Source organism: Paenibacillus sp. P36 (assembly GCF_045866505.1).
Taxonomy (GTDB): Bacteria; Bacillota; Bacilli; order Paenibacillales; family NBRC-103111; genus Paenibacillus_E; species Paenibacillus_E chondroitinus.
The window spans coordinates 1,151,075-1,169,462 of the sequence record NZ_AP038372.1 but is presented as its reverse complement, the minus strand read 5'-3'; the positions used below and the strand labels follow the sequence as shown (position 1 = coordinate 1,169,462).

The following is an 18,388-nucleotide window of genomic DNA, read 5'->3' as shown; positions in this document are numbered from 1 at the left end:
CCATATTGTATTTAGCTATTGTTTTATGTTCGCGGAAAAGCTATTTTTCGAGTATTACGAGAGAATGAACCGTATTTAGTTTAATTCACTATTCCTCGTGGGACGCTTTCTGGTTCTTGTGATCATTGCCAATAATAGCAGCAAAATAATTATTAAAAAGGAGTTGATACCATAATATAAGTAAGTTAATTTCATTCTCTTAAGCCATTCACTCACCAAATAACCAGACATGGCGATTTTTTCTACGTGAGACTCTAATTGTGGGTAGGAATTAATCTCCGAGTCCGGTAATAACGGAAACTCCATTGCTGATCCACTTGCAAGAGGTGCGTAAAATTCAACCCAAACTATATTGGTCCAACGGTCTGTTTTGTATCTCATGTCACCTTCAAAATTGTTATAATTCCATCGAAAGCTTGCTAGCACATTTAGCAAAATAATGGTAGTAAGCGTAATCAACATTATCTTTCTTTTGTCCAATATGCTCCTCCTACCTCGTAATCTCTTTATTAGATCTCAATAAAATGAGCAGGCTGCCGTGGCACCTGTCCATTAATAATTCTTATTAAACAAACGTTCCACCGCCTAGCGATTAAACGTAGATGCCAGAGAAGAATCACTGTTTCGCCTGCTATAGTTTTGATTTATAGATACTTAATCAGTAAGGATACCTTTTTTGTGTTGTAATAGTAATCATAAACTGCATCTTTTTGATTAAAATGATCTAAATCATTGTTCTTTTCGTAATCTTGTCTTTGATAGTATTCAATATTCTCGTTCTTACCTGTGTATTTCCCAATAATAATATCATATTTACCGTATAAAATTGCCCGTTAACATAAACAGCAGCCGATCATATGTGTCGGCTGCCGCGGTGTCGTTATTTAACTATATTTCCCCTTAGCTTAATATAGCTCCTTACTGCATGCTGGCAGCCATCCAAAAGAATCCAAACACTATCCCCCACAAACTAGTCAATGTACTAATCAAGTATGTTATCCATTTTAACTTTCGCCATTTAATAACAATGGTAATGTAAAATGGATATAAAATTAATATCTTAATCAACAAAAAAATAAGACCATTAACAACCTCATTTTTAACAATCAAATCTAGTATATTTACTAGGATTAAACCAGTTATCCCAACTGAATAACCTATAAATTCCTCATAATAATTAGTTATGTAGTGATTAATGTCAAACAAAAGAGACATTGATAAAGGTGGAACAAAAATAATTAAATAGTTTATTATTAAATAATTAAGGTATTTCCTATCTTTCAAGGAAGCTTCACCTCACATAAAACCTTTAATTCTAAATTTCAAGAATGAACCTTTTACTGCCTCCCTCACATTATGCGCTAAGCATCTCGACATCAACTTCAATCTTAGGCTCAATTCGTAATTTATCAATTTCCTCAATATCATTTCTATTAAACTTGAACAACTGCAGTATCAGGTCTCCATCTTTACGAGCTTCCATTGTATAAAAAGGATACGATATTTTTAGTAAAAATAATTGATCAGACTCATCCTTGTAGAATCTCAAACCATAGCATACTGAATCATCCGTGCCTTCATCTGCATTTGATGCAATTTTTTCCACGCCTTTAAAATGATGTGTACTGTCATCTTTAGTGCTAATTTCCCAATGATTTGGTGCATATCCCACAGAAGTAAGCCATAATTTTATATTAAAATTAAATACGTTCTTATACTTTTCGTCTATTACTCGTACATCATAGGATGGTTGTTCAGATATTTTCGTTATACTCGCAGTATTTGAATCCCCAATTTCGTATTTGCTTAATGTATTCAAATATCTAGCATCTATTATTTTCGTCATTGTTTCGGGAATCATTGATGCTTCATAAGTATATTTTATATTCAATATCTCCTTGGGTTTAAAAGCTAAATCATTTATCTCATATTCAATAACTGCATTTGTGAACTTCGTTTCAAAATCACTTTCTATACTTATAAAATGCACTTCCTTATTATATTTAACTGGAATAATATGCCCTTCAGATGTACTCGCCACGACGAAATCCTCATTCTCCTTTTTGTACACCGTCCCATAATATTGTCTAATTGAACCTTCACACGTAATTACATAAAGTTCATCAACACCATCTTGATCCATGTCTACGAAATAAGAAGAGTCATAATCATTTTTAATAGACTCCATCTCTGAAGGGTTCCCCTTTATTGAAATCTTTCCTTGCTTAATGTATTCATCAAGATTTATTTCAAAATCCTGTTGTGTAAATAATAAATTCATTTCACGATGAATTAATATGCTGTATAAGTAACTTTCCCATCTTTTTTGTGTATCGGTAAGTGATATCTCACTTTGGTTCTTTGTTGTGGTCTCTGATACGGTAACTCCTATTGTCTTAGGTGATTCTTTCGAGTTGGATATGAAGGAACATCCTATGGCTAAAAATAAGATAGAAAGCCCTATAAATAAACCCAATCGACTTAACAAAGTGACCACCTACTTTCCACCAGTAACATCATCTTTTCGAACTATTTACATCTTTAATCTATTCTTTAACAGATTGAATTTTCCCTTTTTTTGTAACTAAAGCAGGTTTTCTATTCCCGCTTTATTATTGTTATAATTGGAAAAGGAATACAATTGAAGTCAAGGAGGATATAATGATGGCTTGGTCTGAACTGAAAATGATACCGAACGAATACAACGATGAAGTCAAGGTAATTGATGAATCCCTTATCCGACTATTAACTGAACGCAAAGCATTATCTAAAGGTAGGCGACTCATTCCCTCTAGAGAACTTGTACATGAATGGTCGAACCAATATGGTCTAGACATTCCACAAATCAATTGGTTGCTCAACAGTCTTAATTCAAGCAACACCCCAATTATGCTTAACGAATCCGGCGAACTTTTAAACGTGCTACCTATTATGAAGAAATCCATCGTTGATGGTTTTGAGTATTCCCTGACACATTCCATGCAACATGAAAACAGCAGCATTGTATTCGTTGAAATACAGCAACTTCAAAACGACGCAAGCACTGGTTACATACGCCCCCAACTGTTGCTTGATATTAGTGGTAGTCAACAATACAACGTCCATAGGAATGGTTCTCATGGCGGTGGTGGGCATTCTCAAATAACCTTTTTAATTACTCCACGCTTACCTGACAATATGAATGAAGTCCGTTTCGCTTTGATCCCTTATGCTCCACCAATGGAAAGTCCACCGAAAGAAGTGATCTTGGATCAAAATGTTCAATTTGATTAAGACATCTACTCTCATTATTTTAAAGGGTATACAAGTTGTATATCCTTATTTTTAACCAAACCTTCGTATATCGCATGATTATGGTCTGCACCCACGATACATAAGAATCGTTTCCCTGGATACTTATTAATTGCGTTATGTATTCGTTGAATCATTATTAGATGTCTACACTCCCATCGAAATACATGTGACTCAGGGTTAATTTGCTCTAACCATTTGTACTTTTGTTTTGTTAAATGGTCGTATTCTATTGAATTGAAAGGAATAGCACTGGAATTCCAAGTGGAAAGTTGTCTCTGAAACCATTGCTCTGATGCAGCAATCAAAGCACTTCGTTGTAACTCACTATGATTCTTGAATGGGTCAAAATCCATCCAAACATCAAGTTCCACCCAATCAATAGGTACAAAATCAACTTTCAGTTCTTCGCATAACGGAAAAATTAAATCCCAGTACTCGCTTGCTGGTTCGCCCCAATATCCTCGATGTGTGGGATCATTTTTGTATTTCTCCCAACTGTCGGGAAGTACTTCACCGCATATTACATCTGGATTAAATTCTAGAATTAACTCTCTTATTATTTCCAAAGTTAAATGGTACTTCTTCCGTAATTCATTGTCATGAACTACTCCTAAGATTCCTACCGTTGACATGAGTTCCCCCAATCTAGTCCACGAATCGTTAACTGTAAAGGCTTATAATGATGTGACTAAACATACTGCTTTCGATAAAAGTACCCAGATTAATTTACTATTCATCTAATTAGATTAATGTCTAATTAGAAAATACTGGAATAGCTTGATTTTGTCAACCAATTTTCACACTCTCCAAACTGTTTTTTAACCTAAAAAGGCTGCCGATTGTGGGCAACCTCTTCCTGGATGTGTATGGAGCTATTGTTATCGAATAGCTAGATGAAATTTTACCATTTTACTATATATCCAGCTCTTTTAAGATAATGCTTTGTAAAAGGATTCAAATCCTCTATTGGTTCTTCCAAAGAAAAATATCTAAGTTCATGGCTTTCATTGTCATTTACTTTAGGATTGCCCTGTACATTCTGGGCTTCATAAATTGCCATAACATTATAGATTTCATCACCATGAGGATATTTATAGTACATATCCTTCCCTGATAAAATCGTGATGAATTTGAAGGATTCCGCAATCAATCCTGCTTCTTCATAAAGTTCCCGAGCAGCTGCTTCTTCTAATGTTTCGCCTAGTTCTAATGAGCCTCCAATGGTTCCCCAATCATTACTATCGGTTCTCCTTTGGAGTAATAATTGCCCCGCTTGATTAAAAATAAGCACACATGATCCAACCATTATTAGCGGGCTTGAGCCAACAAAGTTTCTTAAGTCCATTATGTATCCCATGAATAGTCTCCTTTGTCTTTTAGCCTTCGTTAAGTTCATCTAACATAACTCATGTATTCACGAAGATGAATTCAATATCCTGCTTGGTATCATGAAAAAGGTTGCCGTTTATGGATGTCTGCTTAATCTGTATGAATTGAGCTCTCGTTTTCCGTTAGTTCAATCCTTACTGTAAATTATACTGAACTCCGCCCAAAAAAGTAGATTTCTTCTCCTCCCCAAAATACTCTAACGTATGCTGATTACAGTGAATTACATTACTTTTAAAATTGAAGGTATTTGATACTTTATCGAAGCTTCTGATTTCAGACCTGTCAAATGAAAACTTATTATATTTCAAAATCTTGATTGTTTCCGTATGACTTATGCCAAATGTAATACCATTACCAATCGGGAAGATTATAGGACTGGTTCCAAATCTAAAATCCATTCCCTGTAAGTTTAGTGAAGTAGTGATTTCAAGCATTGAGCGGTACACATACACGTTTAAGGCGTACTCACCAATTTCTCCATACTCAATCCTATCAAGATTTTCTATGTTGAACTGTCTTTCCGTAAAGCCAATAAATATCCCTTCACCCATGTAGTAGAGGGGACGGTCTTTTATCTTTAATTCTGGGGCTTTCCATTCGTTAAATACTTGTTCCATTGGGCAGAAACGAACAATACTGCATAGCGAGTTCCACTCCATCTGATATCTCACCCACGTTCATATAAACTAATAATACTATCATAAATTATATCGGAAATCGTTGAAGTAATCTGCCCTTTACCTTAATGGCCGCGGCCATCCTTCCATTGAACATTTACATAACTACTATGTAGAGTTAGATTTGATTTTAATACAAGCCAGCCTAGAGCCTGTTTTTTTGTTGTATACTAGCAACAGGAGGAGAATGTAAACTCAATTTGCTCAAATAGCACAAAATAAAGGAGAAAAATATGAATCTTTATTATACGGGAATTTGCCAGCTACTAGACGGAAATAAAGCTTTAAAAGGTGAAGGTTACTATGTCAAAACTGATGATAACCGTCTGTTGTACACAGAGTCAGCACCACTAGAAACTAAAGTAGTAACCTTCCAAAATCTAGAAGATGCATTATTTGAAGGATGTAAAAGAATTATAAATAATTTCTCTATCTCCAAGAACAATATTGATGTCTATGCATTCAATTTATATGCTGACGAATACAACAGTTTCTACGTCTACATGAATACAATTGCTGGCTTAGAGAACACAGTGAAGAAACACTATCCAAACTACTCTGATACACAGATACAAAGTTTGAAATACAACCAAGGGGATTTTGCTTTTCAATTCTATCCAAGCGATATGGGAGAAGTAGCAAGTACAATTGAAGGGTTTGAAAGAATGGCTTCAGATTTGTCGTATGAGGATGAAGAAGCTGAGGAGTTTTTAAGCGATGATGTTCCAGTTGTAGCATATGAGAAGAAAATATTTAAAGACGGTCACTACTTAGCTGCACTAAATGTAGTTAAACGGCTTGCTAAAGCAGATGCGTTCTCCAATTTAAACAAAACTGAGGATTTCATATATTACGCAGCTACGGGACATGATTACAATGATTACAGTCTGGTGATGAGAAAAACAATTGATCCTGAACTGTTTTATCAATGTTTTCCTGATCTGAGAGTTAAGGATGAAGAGTTTAAGTCAATTTTAGTTCAGCAAGCTAACAACACTGTTGAAGAGTCCCTTGACTACTGGGTAGAAGCATTCAAGAGTGAATTTAATAAAAAGTCTCCTTATCAATATACGAAAACGGAATACGATGTATTTTTGAGTCTAGCGAGATATAGCCGCGAACTAGCTAAGGAATGTGTAAGTAGACTACATCAGAAACTAGGTAATGGCTTAGAAGATAACCTAGACCTAGATGAAATCTTTATTTATGTAAAAGCTCTGGAATTTGTTGTAGATAATTCTGATGATGAAATAATTAATAGTTGCAAGCTAATATTAGAGACTTTGGATAATGAATCAAATGAAATTTCAGCTTCAATAAGCAAAGATATTAAAGAGATCTTGAATGTTGCATAGTTCAACAGTAGCCAGCCTAGAGGCTGGTTTTTTAGAGCTAAATCATCTTCCCAATCCATAACTCTTCACGCATTTCCTTCCTAAAATCAAGAAGCTTTTCAATAGCCAATTAGCAACCTCCACCAACACGTTTTCAGACATATTCAAGTTATTCAGTAAAAACACCTCTTGTGCAGCATAACTGCCAGTTAGCATAGTAAGGCTGCCGTTCTAACCGGCAGCCTGCTAATTTTATGGAGTAATTACTTCTAGTATAGTTGATACATGTTAACTAGTTTATACCTACTTTGTTTTTGTCATTTATTTAGTCTAGTGCGACCATGATGCCATACTGACAAAAAGCAGAGATCCCAATAAAAATCGGAGGCAGTAGAAGTAATAAAACACTATCGACGTATTTTTTACAAAGCACATACAGTAGCGGACTAAGAAAAGCTAAATTTAGTAATAACATCCCTGCAGCAGCCAATAGTGGACCTAAACCGGCAAGAAATCCATGAATATAGTACTCATGAAAATAATCATCATATATCTGATACAGCAGAAATGGAAGAGCAATTGAAACCATAATTTGTAGACATACAACGATAGCTTTTCTATAAGACATAGCATCTCACCCTTTCCGATCAATGGTTTGGATTCTGAAAGCTATTCGTTACTAGCATATCCCAATACTCTTCCCTTGACATTGGCGAAAGGCAAAGAACCAAAAATTTGACTGTCAATACTTCTCCACCACGTATCCCCCATTACAAAGAGATGCCCTTCAGGCACTCTAACCTTATCCATTTCCATGCTAAAGTATTCTTTCATGGTTTTTTGGCATGATTCATCGCATATAGCTGCGCCTGGTTTGTTAACTGTCTTAAAATACTCTTCTTCTTCGAGCCCCCAACTTAGGGCCTTACCATAAAAGGTATCTAACCTTTTATCATTAACATAAACCTGACCTTTCTTTATTTCAATCTCTTCGCCTGGAAGAGCAATAACCCTTGATATGTTAAACTCAAGCGGATTTAGCCGTGGATATTTGTTTATATTAATTGCAGGAGTTTTATAATAAATTACATCACCGCGATTATATTCATTCTCCTTGAAATAATTCGGGTCAACAGCTATCTTCCCTTTGTCTTTGGAGATGTATTCTAAGTTGTGACGCGCCATTCCATCGTTATGATTTTCAACAGCAATTAGGCCCTGTTTCATTTCAACTCTCTTTGGCGACTCTAGAGTGATTGAATCAGTAATGCTTTGTTCACTGCAGCCGAGAACAAACAGAAAAAAGAAAACAATGACTAATGACTTCTTCATTGGTATCCCCCCTATTTTAGATAATACTCAATTTCGGAGGTATTTCTCCAAAAAATTCCAACATTCTTATGAAATTCCGCTCATAATCAATGTTTACATTAAAGGCTGCCATAATATCGGCAGCCTGGTGTCGTTGTTCTATAGTTCTGTATTAGCGGAATGACCCGTCTTTGACGTTAAACCATAAATTTAGTGGTTTTCTTCAGATCCCATTGCAATTGCTTTGGTTTCATGAACTGTACCATATGGATGCTGAGGTGGTGCATAGATAACGTAAATTTTAAGTGGTTTATTACCTGTATTAGTTACATTGTGCCATTTTCCAGCAGGTATCATAATTGCATAGTCATCAAAGGCCATTTCTTGAAAATCCAAATTTTCTTTACTATCACCCATTTGAACAAGGCCCTGACCTTCTTCAATACGTATGAATTGATCCGTTGTGGGATGAACTTCTAAACCAATGTCATCTCCAACATTAATACTCATTAGGGTCACTTGATAGTGTTTCCCTGTCCATAAAGCGGTTCGGTAATTATCGTTTTGCTTAGTAGCTTGGTCAATATTCACTACAAATGGTCTTGGCCCATAATCTGTCAATTTAATGTTTTCATAACGATTCCAGTTGGTATTGTTCCAATTGTAATAATGAGGATACCAATTATAATTCCATCTTAGGTTATTCCAGTTGCAATGCATAGGATTAAGCCATTGATAGTGATAGTACGAATTACGGTACATATTCATGTTCCTCCAATGATTTCATTGTTTACCTTTTATCCTATGCGGTTGCCTAATTAAAGGATTGAAAAATGAGCAAAAGCCTATATAGTAATCTACCCGTTAGCGTAACGGTTGATCGGTATGTTGCAATAAAAAACCCACCCGAACGGTAAACGTTTAGGAGGGTTCATTAATCGTGTCACATCATATCAAACATTATAAACATTAAGCGTTTCAAATGTTTCTTTGTCAATTTATAAAACAGAGCAGAGTGGCTTTTACACAAGACTTTTCATTTAATCCTCATGCTCGGATCTTTATTTGCTTCAATCAAATTAAGAACATTATTTATATTTTTCGTCAGCAATGATGTAAAGATAGCTAATATTCCCGCCATCATTAAACACCCTAATATCATATAGCTTATCATGCTTATATACGGCGACTTTCTCATTTTTCTCGACTAGCTTTGCATCCTTAAGCCCAAAGTTGTACATAAAGTCATGGAGGTTTTTTTCTTCAAATCCCCAAACGATATTCGGATTCGTGGTATAGGTAAATCTTTGCACCTTTCCATCTACTAGAAAATATTCATAGTCTCCGAATTTAGAATATACCAAAGTTTTTGCCGGAACCTTTATATTCGTTCCACTTAATCGGAATTCAGATTTACGGGTTTCTTCCGGCTCACCCTTCCAATCAATGACTTCTGCTTCTGTTTTCCCAATAACATCGAATACATCCGTAACGACCATTAGCTTTTTGCCAGGTTCCATGGCTGACATGTCTTCTGCATTTGCTTCGGCTTTGGCTTTAGCATCGGCTTCCTCTTTAGCTTTCTTCTCTGCGTCAGCTTTCAATTTTGCATCAGCATCGGCTTTAGCTTTCACAGGATCTATAGTAGCTGCAGGTATAGCTTTTGCCGGTGTCGTCGCTATCGGCAAACTAGTGGACTTAGCTGTTTCCTTGTCAGACGAAACGCCGAAAGCTACAAAAAACACGATGGTTGCAAGCACGTAGTATCTGCGCTTTAACACCTTTTTGATAAACTTACTTAGTAGTGTTGGACTGAATATACCCACGATGCTGATAAGTACTAGAATTAAAAATAAGTCACTCATTTTTTACTTGATCCCCTTTTAATGTAGTTTTTTCTGGTGTGCTAGATTTCTTGCCTACGAGCTGCGAAGCCTGGACTTAAAGGGTTTGATACGTGCTTCTCATCAAGAATATCAATCGTGCACGTCGCTTCTTCGTCGTGTAATTGCTCTCGTATTCCATGAACGTAAGCAACTTGTATAATTCCAGTAGACAGGTTACCTCTTTCTTCTCTAATATGTACCAAAATCAATATTAACAAATATAATTATCGACTGATATTGGTAGTAGAGGTCAAGTCGTATAAAAAAATCTTCTACTGTACTGAACGAACTGGCCTACTAAAAGAAATATTTCCATCTTTATCAATAAAGTACCAATCTCCTTCATAGGACTGTAAGTACAAGCCATCTGTAATCGTATAGATCCTTTTTATCTGTTTGTTCGTGACCATGGTGGCCGCACTATCATCTTCAATATTTCGCTTATATAGACACATATCGTAAAGATTCACGTAATAAATCACACCGTTTTGTACGGTAAAGTTATTTACACTTATAAGTTCGTCACCACCTACTATCCGTTCTTCTTCCGTACCGTCTAATCGCATTCTTGTAACTACCCTCTCTATTAAGGATCCCCCCGCTGGCTGTTCAGAGAAATATACCCATCCCTGGTCGACAACTAAAGCAAGCGCAATCCTGTCTTCGAAAATAGTTTGTGCATCTGACCCGTCTAGCCTCATTTTTTTCAACTTTTTATTAAGAGAATCTGTATAATAGATCCAGCCATCTCCAATCGTGGATGAGACATTAATAAGAAAATCTGCGCTAATTTCCTCATTTGAAGTTCCATCCATTCTCATTCGATTAATACCATTTTTATCGGCTGATACATAATATATCCAGCCATTGTAGTAATACATCCAGCGAACAAAAACTGTATTTTTATCAACCTCTGTAAGCTCCGTTCCATCATATCTCATTTTATAAATATGATCACTTCTATCCCCAACACAACCTTTAAATAATAGCCAGTCATCAACTGCATTTAAGGAACAAACACCTTTTTCAAGTAGCTTTTGATAGCCAGTGCCGTCCGTTCTCATACGTCCAAGTTCAAATTTGCCCTGTTCACTGACGGAGACATAGTATATCCACCCATCCTTCTCGACAACAAGTCCCAATTGTTGTGTATTTGAGGTGGCATTCCCGTATGCAGTGTTTTCATCTTTGTCAGCAGTTGGCTCCACTTTTGAGTCCGATCCTGGGATTATGGGGGAAATAAAGACAGTTTGGTTTTCTCCACTCCACAATACTTCAGCTCCTAATCCCTCGCTTACGATACGAATTGGTACCATAGTCGTTGTATTCAATAGAACGGGAGGATCCGCTAGACGCACGCTATCGCCATTTATAATCGCTTCACGCGAATCTAACCTCAAATAAACAGACTTATTTTGTAGAGTGCCCGTTACTGATCTCTCTTTCTCATTCCAGGTTACCTTGGCTCCAAGAGCCTCAAAGATACCTCTCATGGGGACAAAAACAGTGCCCTGGATGTTCACTGGAGATTGATCTTTAAACAATAAAATTTTTCCGTTCAATAATACATTAATATTACCATTTGATGCACTTGCCTTCGTAAGCGAAGGACAAAGGAACACTATGAGTAATGCGAATATCGACGTCACTAAAATTCTAAAGATTATAGGATTTTGCCGAATTTGAATATCGCCACTAAGCCCATCAGATCGATAGTGCTCCATACTAAGTCCCGTATTTTCCATCTTTTATATTCCTCCAGTTCGTAGAATGCACTGAGTAACATTTTCCAACAAATCACAACACATGTCTAATCAAGTTTACATAAAGAATAGGGCCTGTTTATTTCAATATCAGCAGAAATAAAGTTCGACCTAGGAAATGGAACAGCGACAGCTAAGGACAAAAAAAAGTCCTAGACTGTCGCTGTTTCATTGAACTAATTTTCACCGTTAATTTCGCCGTTGGATTGGGAAAGAACAACTCTTTGAAATCGACATTCTGCGTTAGTGGAATTTGATCCATAACAAAACTTCGAATTAGGTACCACTACGAGAACTAGCTATAGACCATCCCAATAATTTCTTATCCAGGTAAAAGATATACCAATTCATTCCGCTTACCCTTCCTGCTCCTTCATTCCAAAAATGGTATTTACAATCACAGAGCACTTTCATAGCAAAATCCCAATTTCCATGCCCATCATGATAACCAGATCTTGGTTCTTCAGTTCTTATAATGGTATATTCCAATTAGTTGTAAAAAAAAGGAAATGGCTTATGAGAAATTGACTGCAATACTCCACTATTCTCGTTAGCTTAACGACAGAAAGAGCAGATGCCATGACAGCATCTGCTCCATAAACTGACTTAACTAACTACTCCCATTAGTTAACATGAATCTACAGATAATTTATTTGCCACGAAACCCCAAATCGGTCATTCAGCCAACCAAACTTTTTACTGAACCCATAGTTACCTAATGGCATTAGAGCCTGTCCCCCTTCATTAAGTTTCCCAAAAAGCTCATCAATTTCTTCCTCCGTATTGCAAGCAACATAAATCGAAAACGAAGGCGTAAAGGAAAATGCATGTTTAACATGACTGTCAATACACATAAACTCCTGCCCTTTTAATGTAAAAGTGGCCTGCATGATGGTTCCTTCATCTCCAGCTTCATTAGGACCATACCTAACAATCCTTGTAATTTCAGAATCCTCAATGAGCGAAGTATAAAAAATCATCGCTTCTTCCGCCTTGCCATCTTGAAACATTAAAAAAGGTATTACTTTCTCCATTTCATACTCCTCCTTTAAACTATTGCATCATATTATATCCAATATTCAACTTAACTCCCGTTACTTCAAGATGCGGGCTGCCGTCATGTCGTAATTGAACAACAAATCTTTTGCATTTCTTACCATCATGCGTTACTATTTTTATATCGACAAATTTGCAGGTCTATACTAGGAGGTTAACACGTTATGTCCCCCCGTACCAAAGAACAAAATGAGCTCATACGCATACAGCGCAAAGAACAGATCCTGGACGTCGCCGCGCTCTCCTACTTTCGCACGGGTGGAAGTTTTGACGTTCGCGACGTCGCCCGCGAAGCAGGCCTTGGTTATGGTACAGTATACCATTATTACCCCAACCGGCATTTATTAATAGAAGATGTGTTAGAAAGCGGGTTCGAACGATGCGAGCAAGTTATCGCAAAATGGGCGAAAAGCAGCGGCAACCCCCCGGATGACCAGCAGCTGTTGACATATTGTAAAACACTGCTTCAGCTGTGGCAGTCGGACGCCCGCGCATATCTCGTCTACAAAATGGCAGCGGAACATTATGCAGGTTTGCCTGAGAGGGATCGACAACACGCCAAAAGAAAATTTATGGAACGGCTATATGTTCCACTCCAATCAATCGCCCAGTGCGAAGACGACAACTTAGACCATATGCTTGCCGTGCTTGTTGGTTGCTGTGGACTGCATTACTATGCAGGTAATTCCGACCTGGACGTTGATCGAATCGCCCGACTCGCTATGCAAGCTATTACGAAGGAGCTCTGATACGAACATGGTCATTTTAAAAAGCAAGCATGAAATTGAGGCTATCCGTAAAGCATGCCAAGTGGTGGCTGAATGCCATCGTACAATCGCCCCGCTTATCAAACCGGGTATCACTACCTACGAGATTGATCGCATCTTCGAGGACATTATGTTGAAGCACGGCGCAAAGCCATACCAAAAAGGCTATAAGGGCTATCCCTATGCAACCTGTGCCTCCGCCAACGATGTGATCGCACATGGCTTCCCTAGCAATAAGCCCCTTGTGGAAGGCGATATCGTGACGATTGACACTGTCGCTGAGCTCAATGGCTGGCTAGGTGATTCGGCCTGGAGTTACGCAGTCGGGCAGATCTCGCCGACGGCCGAGAAGTTGATGCGCGTCACGAAGGAATGTCTTGACCTGGGCATCAAGCAGGCGCGCCCCGGCAATCGACTCGGCGACGTGACGAGCGCGATTCAGCGCCATGCGGAATCACGCGGTTTCGGCGTCGTGCGCGACCTTCTCGCCCATGGCATCGGTCGAGACCTGCACGAAGAGCCGACTTATATGCATGTCGGCAAACCTGGAAAAGGCCTCCGCATCAAGGAGGGTATGGTATTTACGATTGAGCCCATGATCACCGAAGGCAGCTACTTCATGACCATCGATCCGGACGGTTGGACCGCACGGACGATAGACAACAAACTGGCCGCTCAATACGAGCATACAATCGCCATCACGGCTGAAGGTCCACAAATTTTGACCGCGCAATAAATACGAAAACAGGGAGCAGCTGCCACGGCAATCTGCTCCCTGTTTATTTTGCTATCGTTTAGTTCAATGCCGTCGAGTCTTCGTTTATTTGACTTCCTCATCGGCCGAGGGACCGTACATTCCCGGCACCGGAATATCGAGAAGCCGCAAATAAACGCCGAGCTGCGCCCGGTGGTGAACCATATGGCTTATTCCGAAGGTGCGAAGCGCAATCGCCCGTGGTTGGCGCAGGATGACATGGTCGCCGTTCCGCAAGGTCCATTCCTCGCCGAGCGTTAACTCGTCACATTCGGCTAAAAGATTTTCAAGCTTGGTGACATTCGCGTCGAATTCCTCCAGCATGTCATCGCGTCTTTCCAAAGGTTCGCGCCGAAGCGGAACGGTTGAAAGATCGAATTCCGGGTAAAGAAAAATAGCCACTTGCCAGTTCAGCAGGTTGATCAGATGCGTGGCCAGCCCGCTCAGTGTCATCGATTTTACATGAGGCCTCCACGCCATATGCTCCTCGGGCAAACGCTCCAGGATGCGGCGCGTAGTGGCTAGCTCATGCATGAAGTCTCCGACGATCAATCGTTTCATCATAGATTCCCTCTCCTCCATTTACTCGCTGCATCTGTTAATTTTCAGTCCGTTAAAGCGAGGCTACACTGCCTCTCAAATAAGTTTCTGGATCGCTCAACTTTAAGTAAAGCATGGTAACCATTCACCCTACCCTTTAGTCCCGCCTTGAAGGCCAAAACCTTTGGACATAAATTGCTGAGAGAGAATATACATGATAACGGACGGAATGGCATAGAGCGTAGAAAACGCTGCTAATTTCCCATAACTCACCATGCCGTACTGCCCAAAGAATTGATATAGCTTGAGCGCTGCCGGGAACTTCTCAGGCGTACTCAAGAGAATGTAGGGAACGAAAAAGTTGCCCCAGCTACCGGAGAAGGTAAAGATAGCAACCGTGCATATGCCCGGAATCATCAATGGAGTGACGATCCTGCGGATGCCTGCTAGAATGGACGCACCGTCCACCCATGCCGCTTCTTCTAACTCGTTCGGTACGGAATCCATGAAATTTTTGAGCATCCAGATGCCATAAGGCATGGCCGACGCGACTTTAAAAAGAATGACGCCGAAGATATTGTCATAAAGCTTTAAAGTCAAAAATAACTGATACACAGGGACCATAACGGCTGTGATTGGCAGTGAGGTCATGAATAAGATGGTCAACATGAACGGCTTTTTATACTTCAATTGATATCTAGACAGTGGATAAGCCGCTAGCAGACCTATTATAACGACAATCAAAGCTTGACCGACCGAAATGAAGAGTCCTATTAGAAATGCGCGCTGGTTCGCGCGACTAGTGATCACATCGATATAGTTGCCTGCTGTCAAAGAGCTGGGGACCTTCAGCGATTGCATGGCGTTAGGATCCACGGAGGCAACTAGCACCCATAAGAGTGGTAGCAGGAAACAAATGCCGATAAAGGTGAGGGCTGCGTAGGGCAAGGTGCGATAAACGACTTTACGGTAGATCTCAGTCATACCAACTCTCCTTGTGGTTTTACTCTTTTAAAGTGCGAATATAGAACAAACTCAACACAATACCCAGAAGCAAGAGCAATAAAGAAATGGCCGTGCCGTAACCGAGCTGATAGTTAATGAAGGCCTGGTTATACATAAAGATAGGTAAGGTCGTCGTTGCCGTGCCTGGACCCCCGCCGGTCATCGCATAGATGAGGCCAAAAACGCCTAGGGTCTGCAAAGTGACCAGCATCGCATTGGTAGTAATCGTTCCTTTAATATAAGGAAGAATAATGGAAGTTAAAATTCTCCAACGTGATGCTCCGTCGACAAGCGCCGCTTCCTCGATTTCTTTCGGCACATCGTCAAGTGCTGCTTGAAACACAAGCATAGAGAAGGCTGTTCCATGCCAGACGTTCGCTAAAATAATCGTGAGCATCGGAACGGTGAATAGCCATGTGACCGTGGGTATGCCTAGTGTACTTAGAATGGCGTTTAACGTACCCTCGTCGCTGAAAAAACTGTAGAGACATAATGCACAGACAATTTCAGGTGTGACCCAACCGGCGAGAACGACAGTTCCAATCACACGGCGGAACGTTTTATTTTTACGTTTCATCAAGATTGCGATTAGAAATCCCAGCACTTGTTGACCGATGACAGCTGAGCCGATCAGGAAAATTAACGTGTTCCAGATACTGACTCGTACGGTTGGATCCGCAAACATGCGGACATAGTTGTCAAAACCAACAAATTTCAGCTGTTTGGCCGATTCTCCGGTCAATGCCAAGTTCGTAAATGAGTAGAAAAACGTTAGCAAGATCGGATAAATGAAGAAAACCAGCATAACGGCCAACGAAGGAAATAAAAAATACAACCATGTGTACGTCTTTCTAGAGGTTATCGGGATTGCCGAACTGCTCATCATAGTTCTCTCCTTTCTCCCTGGATGTAGGGCAAAGCGAGCTTGCCCTGACCCCCGTATTTTGAAATAGGGCGCCAGGGCAAGGTGTTGCCATTACTTCACGCTGACTTTATCCTCTCCAACAATGCGGGTTACGTCTTGCTGATACTTCTTCATCGCATCGGCAGGTGAGGTGCCTGTCGCCACAGACTCAACCATAGCCTGTATTTGTGTGGATACTTCTGGATATTTATCACGAGCAGGTCGGAACTCCGCATTTTTCAAATAATCCGTAGAAATGGCATTAAACGGCATTTGCGTATAGCCCGGATCTTTGGCAACGTCGGCCCGAACCGTAATGTTACCGCCTGCAATTACAAGTTTTTGCGAGTTTTCTTTGTTAAGGGCATATTTGATGAAGTCCCAAGCCTCGTCTTTATGTTGAGCGTTAGCAGGAACAGACAACGCCCATCCGCCGGCTAAAGTAATGGAACCTGGAGCTTGACCTTTACTTGTCGGCATTGGAGCAAAGCCCAGCACGTCTTTATACTCCGGCCATGGAGCTGCACCATTCGGCAAATAGTTGCCTGCAATCCAGGAGCCGTCCAAGGAGATGCCGAGTTTGCCTTTTGGCAAATATTCACGAGCAGAGGAGTTGCCCGCTTGGCCGTTCAATACTTTGGAAAGAGGAGGACCAAGTTTCTCTTTGTTAATGGTGTCGACGAATGTAAGCGCATCCATAATGCCTTGACTTTTAACCGTCCATTTCGAAGTCGCGTCATCATAAAGTCTTTCGCCTGTCCCGTAAAGCAGCATTTCGTAAGTTTGCATGGAAGTCGCTTCACCAGTTGCTTTACCCATGTTCATCCAGAAAGGTACAACGTCCTTGGCTGCTTTTTCCTTGATTGTTCTTGCTGCGCTCAAGACTTCATCCCAAGTTTTTGGTTTCCAATCTTCAGGCAATCCGGCTTGTTTGAAAATTTGCTTGTTGTACCAGAGTCCCCGGGAGTCCGTGTTATACGGTACGCCGTAAATTTTACCGTCGGCGGCTGTTACCCCTTTTTTCATCGCTTCGATGAAGGAACCATTTGTCCAGTCGGCCCAGGTTTTTACTTTGTCATCCAAAGGAGACAAGAGTCCGGCGCTGGCATCGGAGTTTAACATGAAGGTGTCTTCTGTAACGATATCCGGTGCTGTGTCTTTGGATTTGAGGGCTAGCGCAATCTTCGCGAAGTAATCACCTTCAGAAGCCTGGATCGGCGTCTGCTTGATGATGACATCTTTGTTCGGATAGCTGGCAGCCGCATCTTTAAACCATTTGAAGAGCGTTCCGTTCTCACCAGTACCATCGTCTCTATATGTGATGGTGATGGTTTTTTTTGCAGCATCGGGTGCTTTCGTTTCCTTTGCTGCAGCTGTAGCTGCACTAGTTGCTGCCGGGGCCGTTGTACTGGCTGTGGTGTTTGTCGTTTCAGTCCCCTTCGAACAGCCGAATAACACAGTTGCACACAAGACACAGGTGGAGATGGATAACATTTTTTTATTACTCCGATACATACTGTTACCTCCTCAGAAAAGTAAGAATAGTATGACACTTCCTGATACAAACAAGCCGGTAAATGTGTTTGTATACTAAGTATAATAATATGGGCAAATCTACCATGTCCACTACGATTTTGCGACATGCTTGTACAAAAATTTACATTTTCGACGGTAGTAGACAGCGATAGAGAAATTAGAAAAACAAAAA

At 39.9% G+C, this 18,388-nt stretch carries 19 protein-coding genes; 4 read left to right on the top strand and 15 right to left on the bottom strand.

Annotated elements, in window-relative coordinates; all coding sequences use genetic code 11:
• Window positions 1-75: 75 nt before the first annotated feature.
• Window positions 76-480: a hypothetical protein gene (locus tag ACKTT9_RS05335; protein WP_407870786.1), complete on the bottom strand. Its 405-nt coding sequence runs from the start codon at window positions 478-480 to the stop codon at window positions 76-78.
• A gap of 874 nt (window positions 481-1,354) precedes the next feature.
• On the bottom strand, window positions 1,355-2,497 hold the full coding sequence (locus tag ACKTT9_RS05330) for a hypothetical protein (protein ID WP_407870785.1): 1,143 nt from the start codon (window positions 2,495-2,497) through the stop codon (window positions 1,355-1,357).
• Between the two features lie 164 nt (window positions 2,498-2,661).
• Here ACKTT9_RS05330 and ACKTT9_RS05325 point away from each other — a divergent pair, with 164 nt between their 5' ends.
• Window positions 2,662-3,273, top strand: a complete 612-nt coding sequence (locus ACKTT9_RS05325; RefSeq protein ID WP_407870784.1) for a hypothetical protein — start codon at window positions 2,662-2,664, stop codon at window positions 3,271-3,273.
• Window positions 3,274-3,287: 14 nt separating this feature from the next.
• On the opposite strand, the gene ACKTT9_RS05320 is transcribed toward ACKTT9_RS05325, so the two are convergent.
• The 3 genes from ACKTT9_RS05320 to ACKTT9_RS05310 all read right to left on the bottom strand — a co-directional run bounded on the left by ACKTT9_RS05320 (window position 3,288) and on the right by ACKTT9_RS05310 (window position 5,342).
• Window positions 3,288-3,926, bottom strand: a complete 639-nt coding sequence (locus ACKTT9_RS05320) for a hypothetical protein (protein ID WP_407870783.1) — start codon at window positions 3,924-3,926, stop codon at window positions 3,288-3,290.
• Window positions 3,927-4,195: 269 nt separating this feature from the next.
• Window positions 4,196-4,651 carry an NUDIX hydrolase gene (locus ACKTT9_RS05315; RefSeq protein ID WP_407870782.1) on the bottom strand — a complete coding sequence of 152 codons (456 nt, stop codon included), beginning with the start codon at window positions 4,649-4,651 and terminating at the stop codon, window positions 4,196-4,198.
• Between the two features lie 166 nt (window positions 4,652-4,817).
• On the bottom strand, window positions 4,818-5,342 hold the full coding sequence (locus ACKTT9_RS05310; RefSeq protein ID WP_407870781.1) for a hypothetical protein: 525 nt from the start codon (window positions 5,340-5,342) through the stop codon (window positions 4,818-4,820).
• Window positions 5,343-5,593: 251 nt separating this feature from the next.
• Between ACKTT9_RS05310 and ACKTT9_RS05305 the strand changes: the two genes are divergently transcribed.
• Window positions 5,594-6,715: a DUF4303 domain-containing protein gene (locus ACKTT9_RS05305; protein WP_407870780.1), complete on the top strand. Its 1,122-nt coding sequence runs from the start codon at window positions 5,594-5,596 to the stop codon at window positions 6,713-6,715.
• A 304-nt stretch (window positions 6,716-7,019) separates the two neighbouring features.
• Here the strand turns inward: ACKTT9_RS05305 and ACKTT9_RS05300 are convergent, their stop codons facing one another.
• The 6 genes from ACKTT9_RS05300 to ACKTT9_RS05275 all read right to left on the bottom strand — a co-directional run bounded on the left by ACKTT9_RS05300 (window position 7,020) and on the right by ACKTT9_RS05275 (window position 12,688).
• Window positions 7,020-7,322: a hypothetical protein gene (locus tag ACKTT9_RS05300; protein ID WP_407870779.1), complete on the bottom strand. Its 303-nt coding sequence runs from the start codon at window positions 7,320-7,322 to the stop codon at window positions 7,020-7,022.
• Between the two features lie 41 nt (window positions 7,323-7,363).
• The gene (gene lepB, locus ACKTT9_RS05295; protein WP_407870778.1) at window positions 7,364-8,026 is read right to left on the bottom strand and encodes a signal peptidase I; all 663 of its coding nucleotides are present in this window, start codon (window positions 8,024-8,026) and stop codon (window positions 7,364-7,366) included.
• Window positions 8,027-8,215: 189 nt separating this feature from the next.
• The gene (locus tag ACKTT9_RS05290; protein ID WP_407870777.1) at window positions 8,216-8,767 is read right to left on the bottom strand and encodes a cupin domain-containing protein; all 552 of its coding nucleotides are present in this window, start codon (window positions 8,765-8,767) and stop codon (window positions 8,216-8,218) included.
• Window positions 8,768-9,093: 326 nt separating this feature from the next.
• On the bottom strand, window positions 9,094-9,870 hold the full coding sequence (locus ACKTT9_RS05285) for a hypothetical protein (RefSeq protein ID WP_407870776.1): 777 nt from the start codon (window positions 9,868-9,870) through the stop codon (window positions 9,094-9,096).
• A 293-nt stretch (window positions 9,871-10,163) separates the two neighbouring features.
• On the bottom strand, window positions 10,164-11,636 hold the full coding sequence (locus tag ACKTT9_RS05280; protein ID WP_407870775.1) for a stalk domain-containing protein: 1,473 nt from the start codon (window positions 11,634-11,636) through the stop codon (window positions 10,164-10,166).
• A gap of 656 nt (window positions 11,637-12,292) precedes the next feature.
• Complete coding sequence (locus ACKTT9_RS05275; protein WP_407870774.1) at window positions 12,293-12,688, bottom strand: VOC family protein; 396 nt, start codon at window positions 12,686-12,688, stop codon at window positions 12,293-12,295.
• Window positions 12,689-12,874: 186 nt separating this feature from the next.
• Between ACKTT9_RS05275 and ACKTT9_RS05270 the strand changes: the two genes are divergently transcribed.
• Both ACKTT9_RS05270 and map read left to right on the top strand, forming a co-directional pair.
• On the top strand, window positions 12,875-13,459 hold the full coding sequence (locus ACKTT9_RS05270) for a TetR/AcrR family transcriptional regulator (protein WP_407870773.1): 585 nt from the start codon (window positions 12,875-12,877) through the stop codon (window positions 13,457-13,459).
• Window positions 13,460-13,466: 7 nt separating this feature from the next.
• Entirely contained in the window at window positions 13,467-14,213 is a 747-nt protein-coding gene (gene map, locus ACKTT9_RS05265) for a type I methionyl aminopeptidase (protein WP_407870772.1), read from the top strand.
• Window positions 14,214-14,297: 84 nt separating this feature from the next.
• On the opposite strand, the gene ACKTT9_RS05260 is transcribed toward map, so the two are convergent.
• The 4 genes from ACKTT9_RS05260 to ACKTT9_RS05245 all read right to left on the bottom strand — a co-directional run bounded on the left by ACKTT9_RS05260 (window position 14,298) and on the right by ACKTT9_RS05245 (window position 18,195).
• Window positions 14,298-14,795 carry a DinB family protein gene (locus tag ACKTT9_RS05260; RefSeq protein WP_407870771.1) on the bottom strand — a complete coding sequence of 166 codons (498 nt, stop codon included), beginning with the start codon at window positions 14,793-14,795 and terminating at the stop codon, window positions 14,298-14,300.
• Between the two features lie 126 nt (window positions 14,796-14,921).
• Entirely contained in the window at window positions 14,922-15,755 is an 834-nt protein-coding gene (locus ACKTT9_RS05255) for a carbohydrate ABC transporter permease (RefSeq protein ID WP_127457396.1), read from the bottom strand.
• Window positions 15,756-15,774: 19 nt separating this feature from the next.
• Entirely contained in the window at window positions 15,775-16,662 is an 888-nt protein-coding gene (locus ACKTT9_RS05250; RefSeq protein ID WP_407870770.1) for a carbohydrate ABC transporter permease, read from the bottom strand.
• A gap of 90 nt (window positions 16,663-16,752) precedes the next feature.
• Window positions 16,753-18,195, bottom strand: a complete 1,443-nt coding sequence (locus tag ACKTT9_RS05245; protein ID WP_407870769.1) for an ABC transporter substrate-binding protein — start codon at window positions 18,193-18,195, stop codon at window positions 16,753-16,755.
• Window positions 18,196-18,388: the final 193 nt, after the last annotated feature.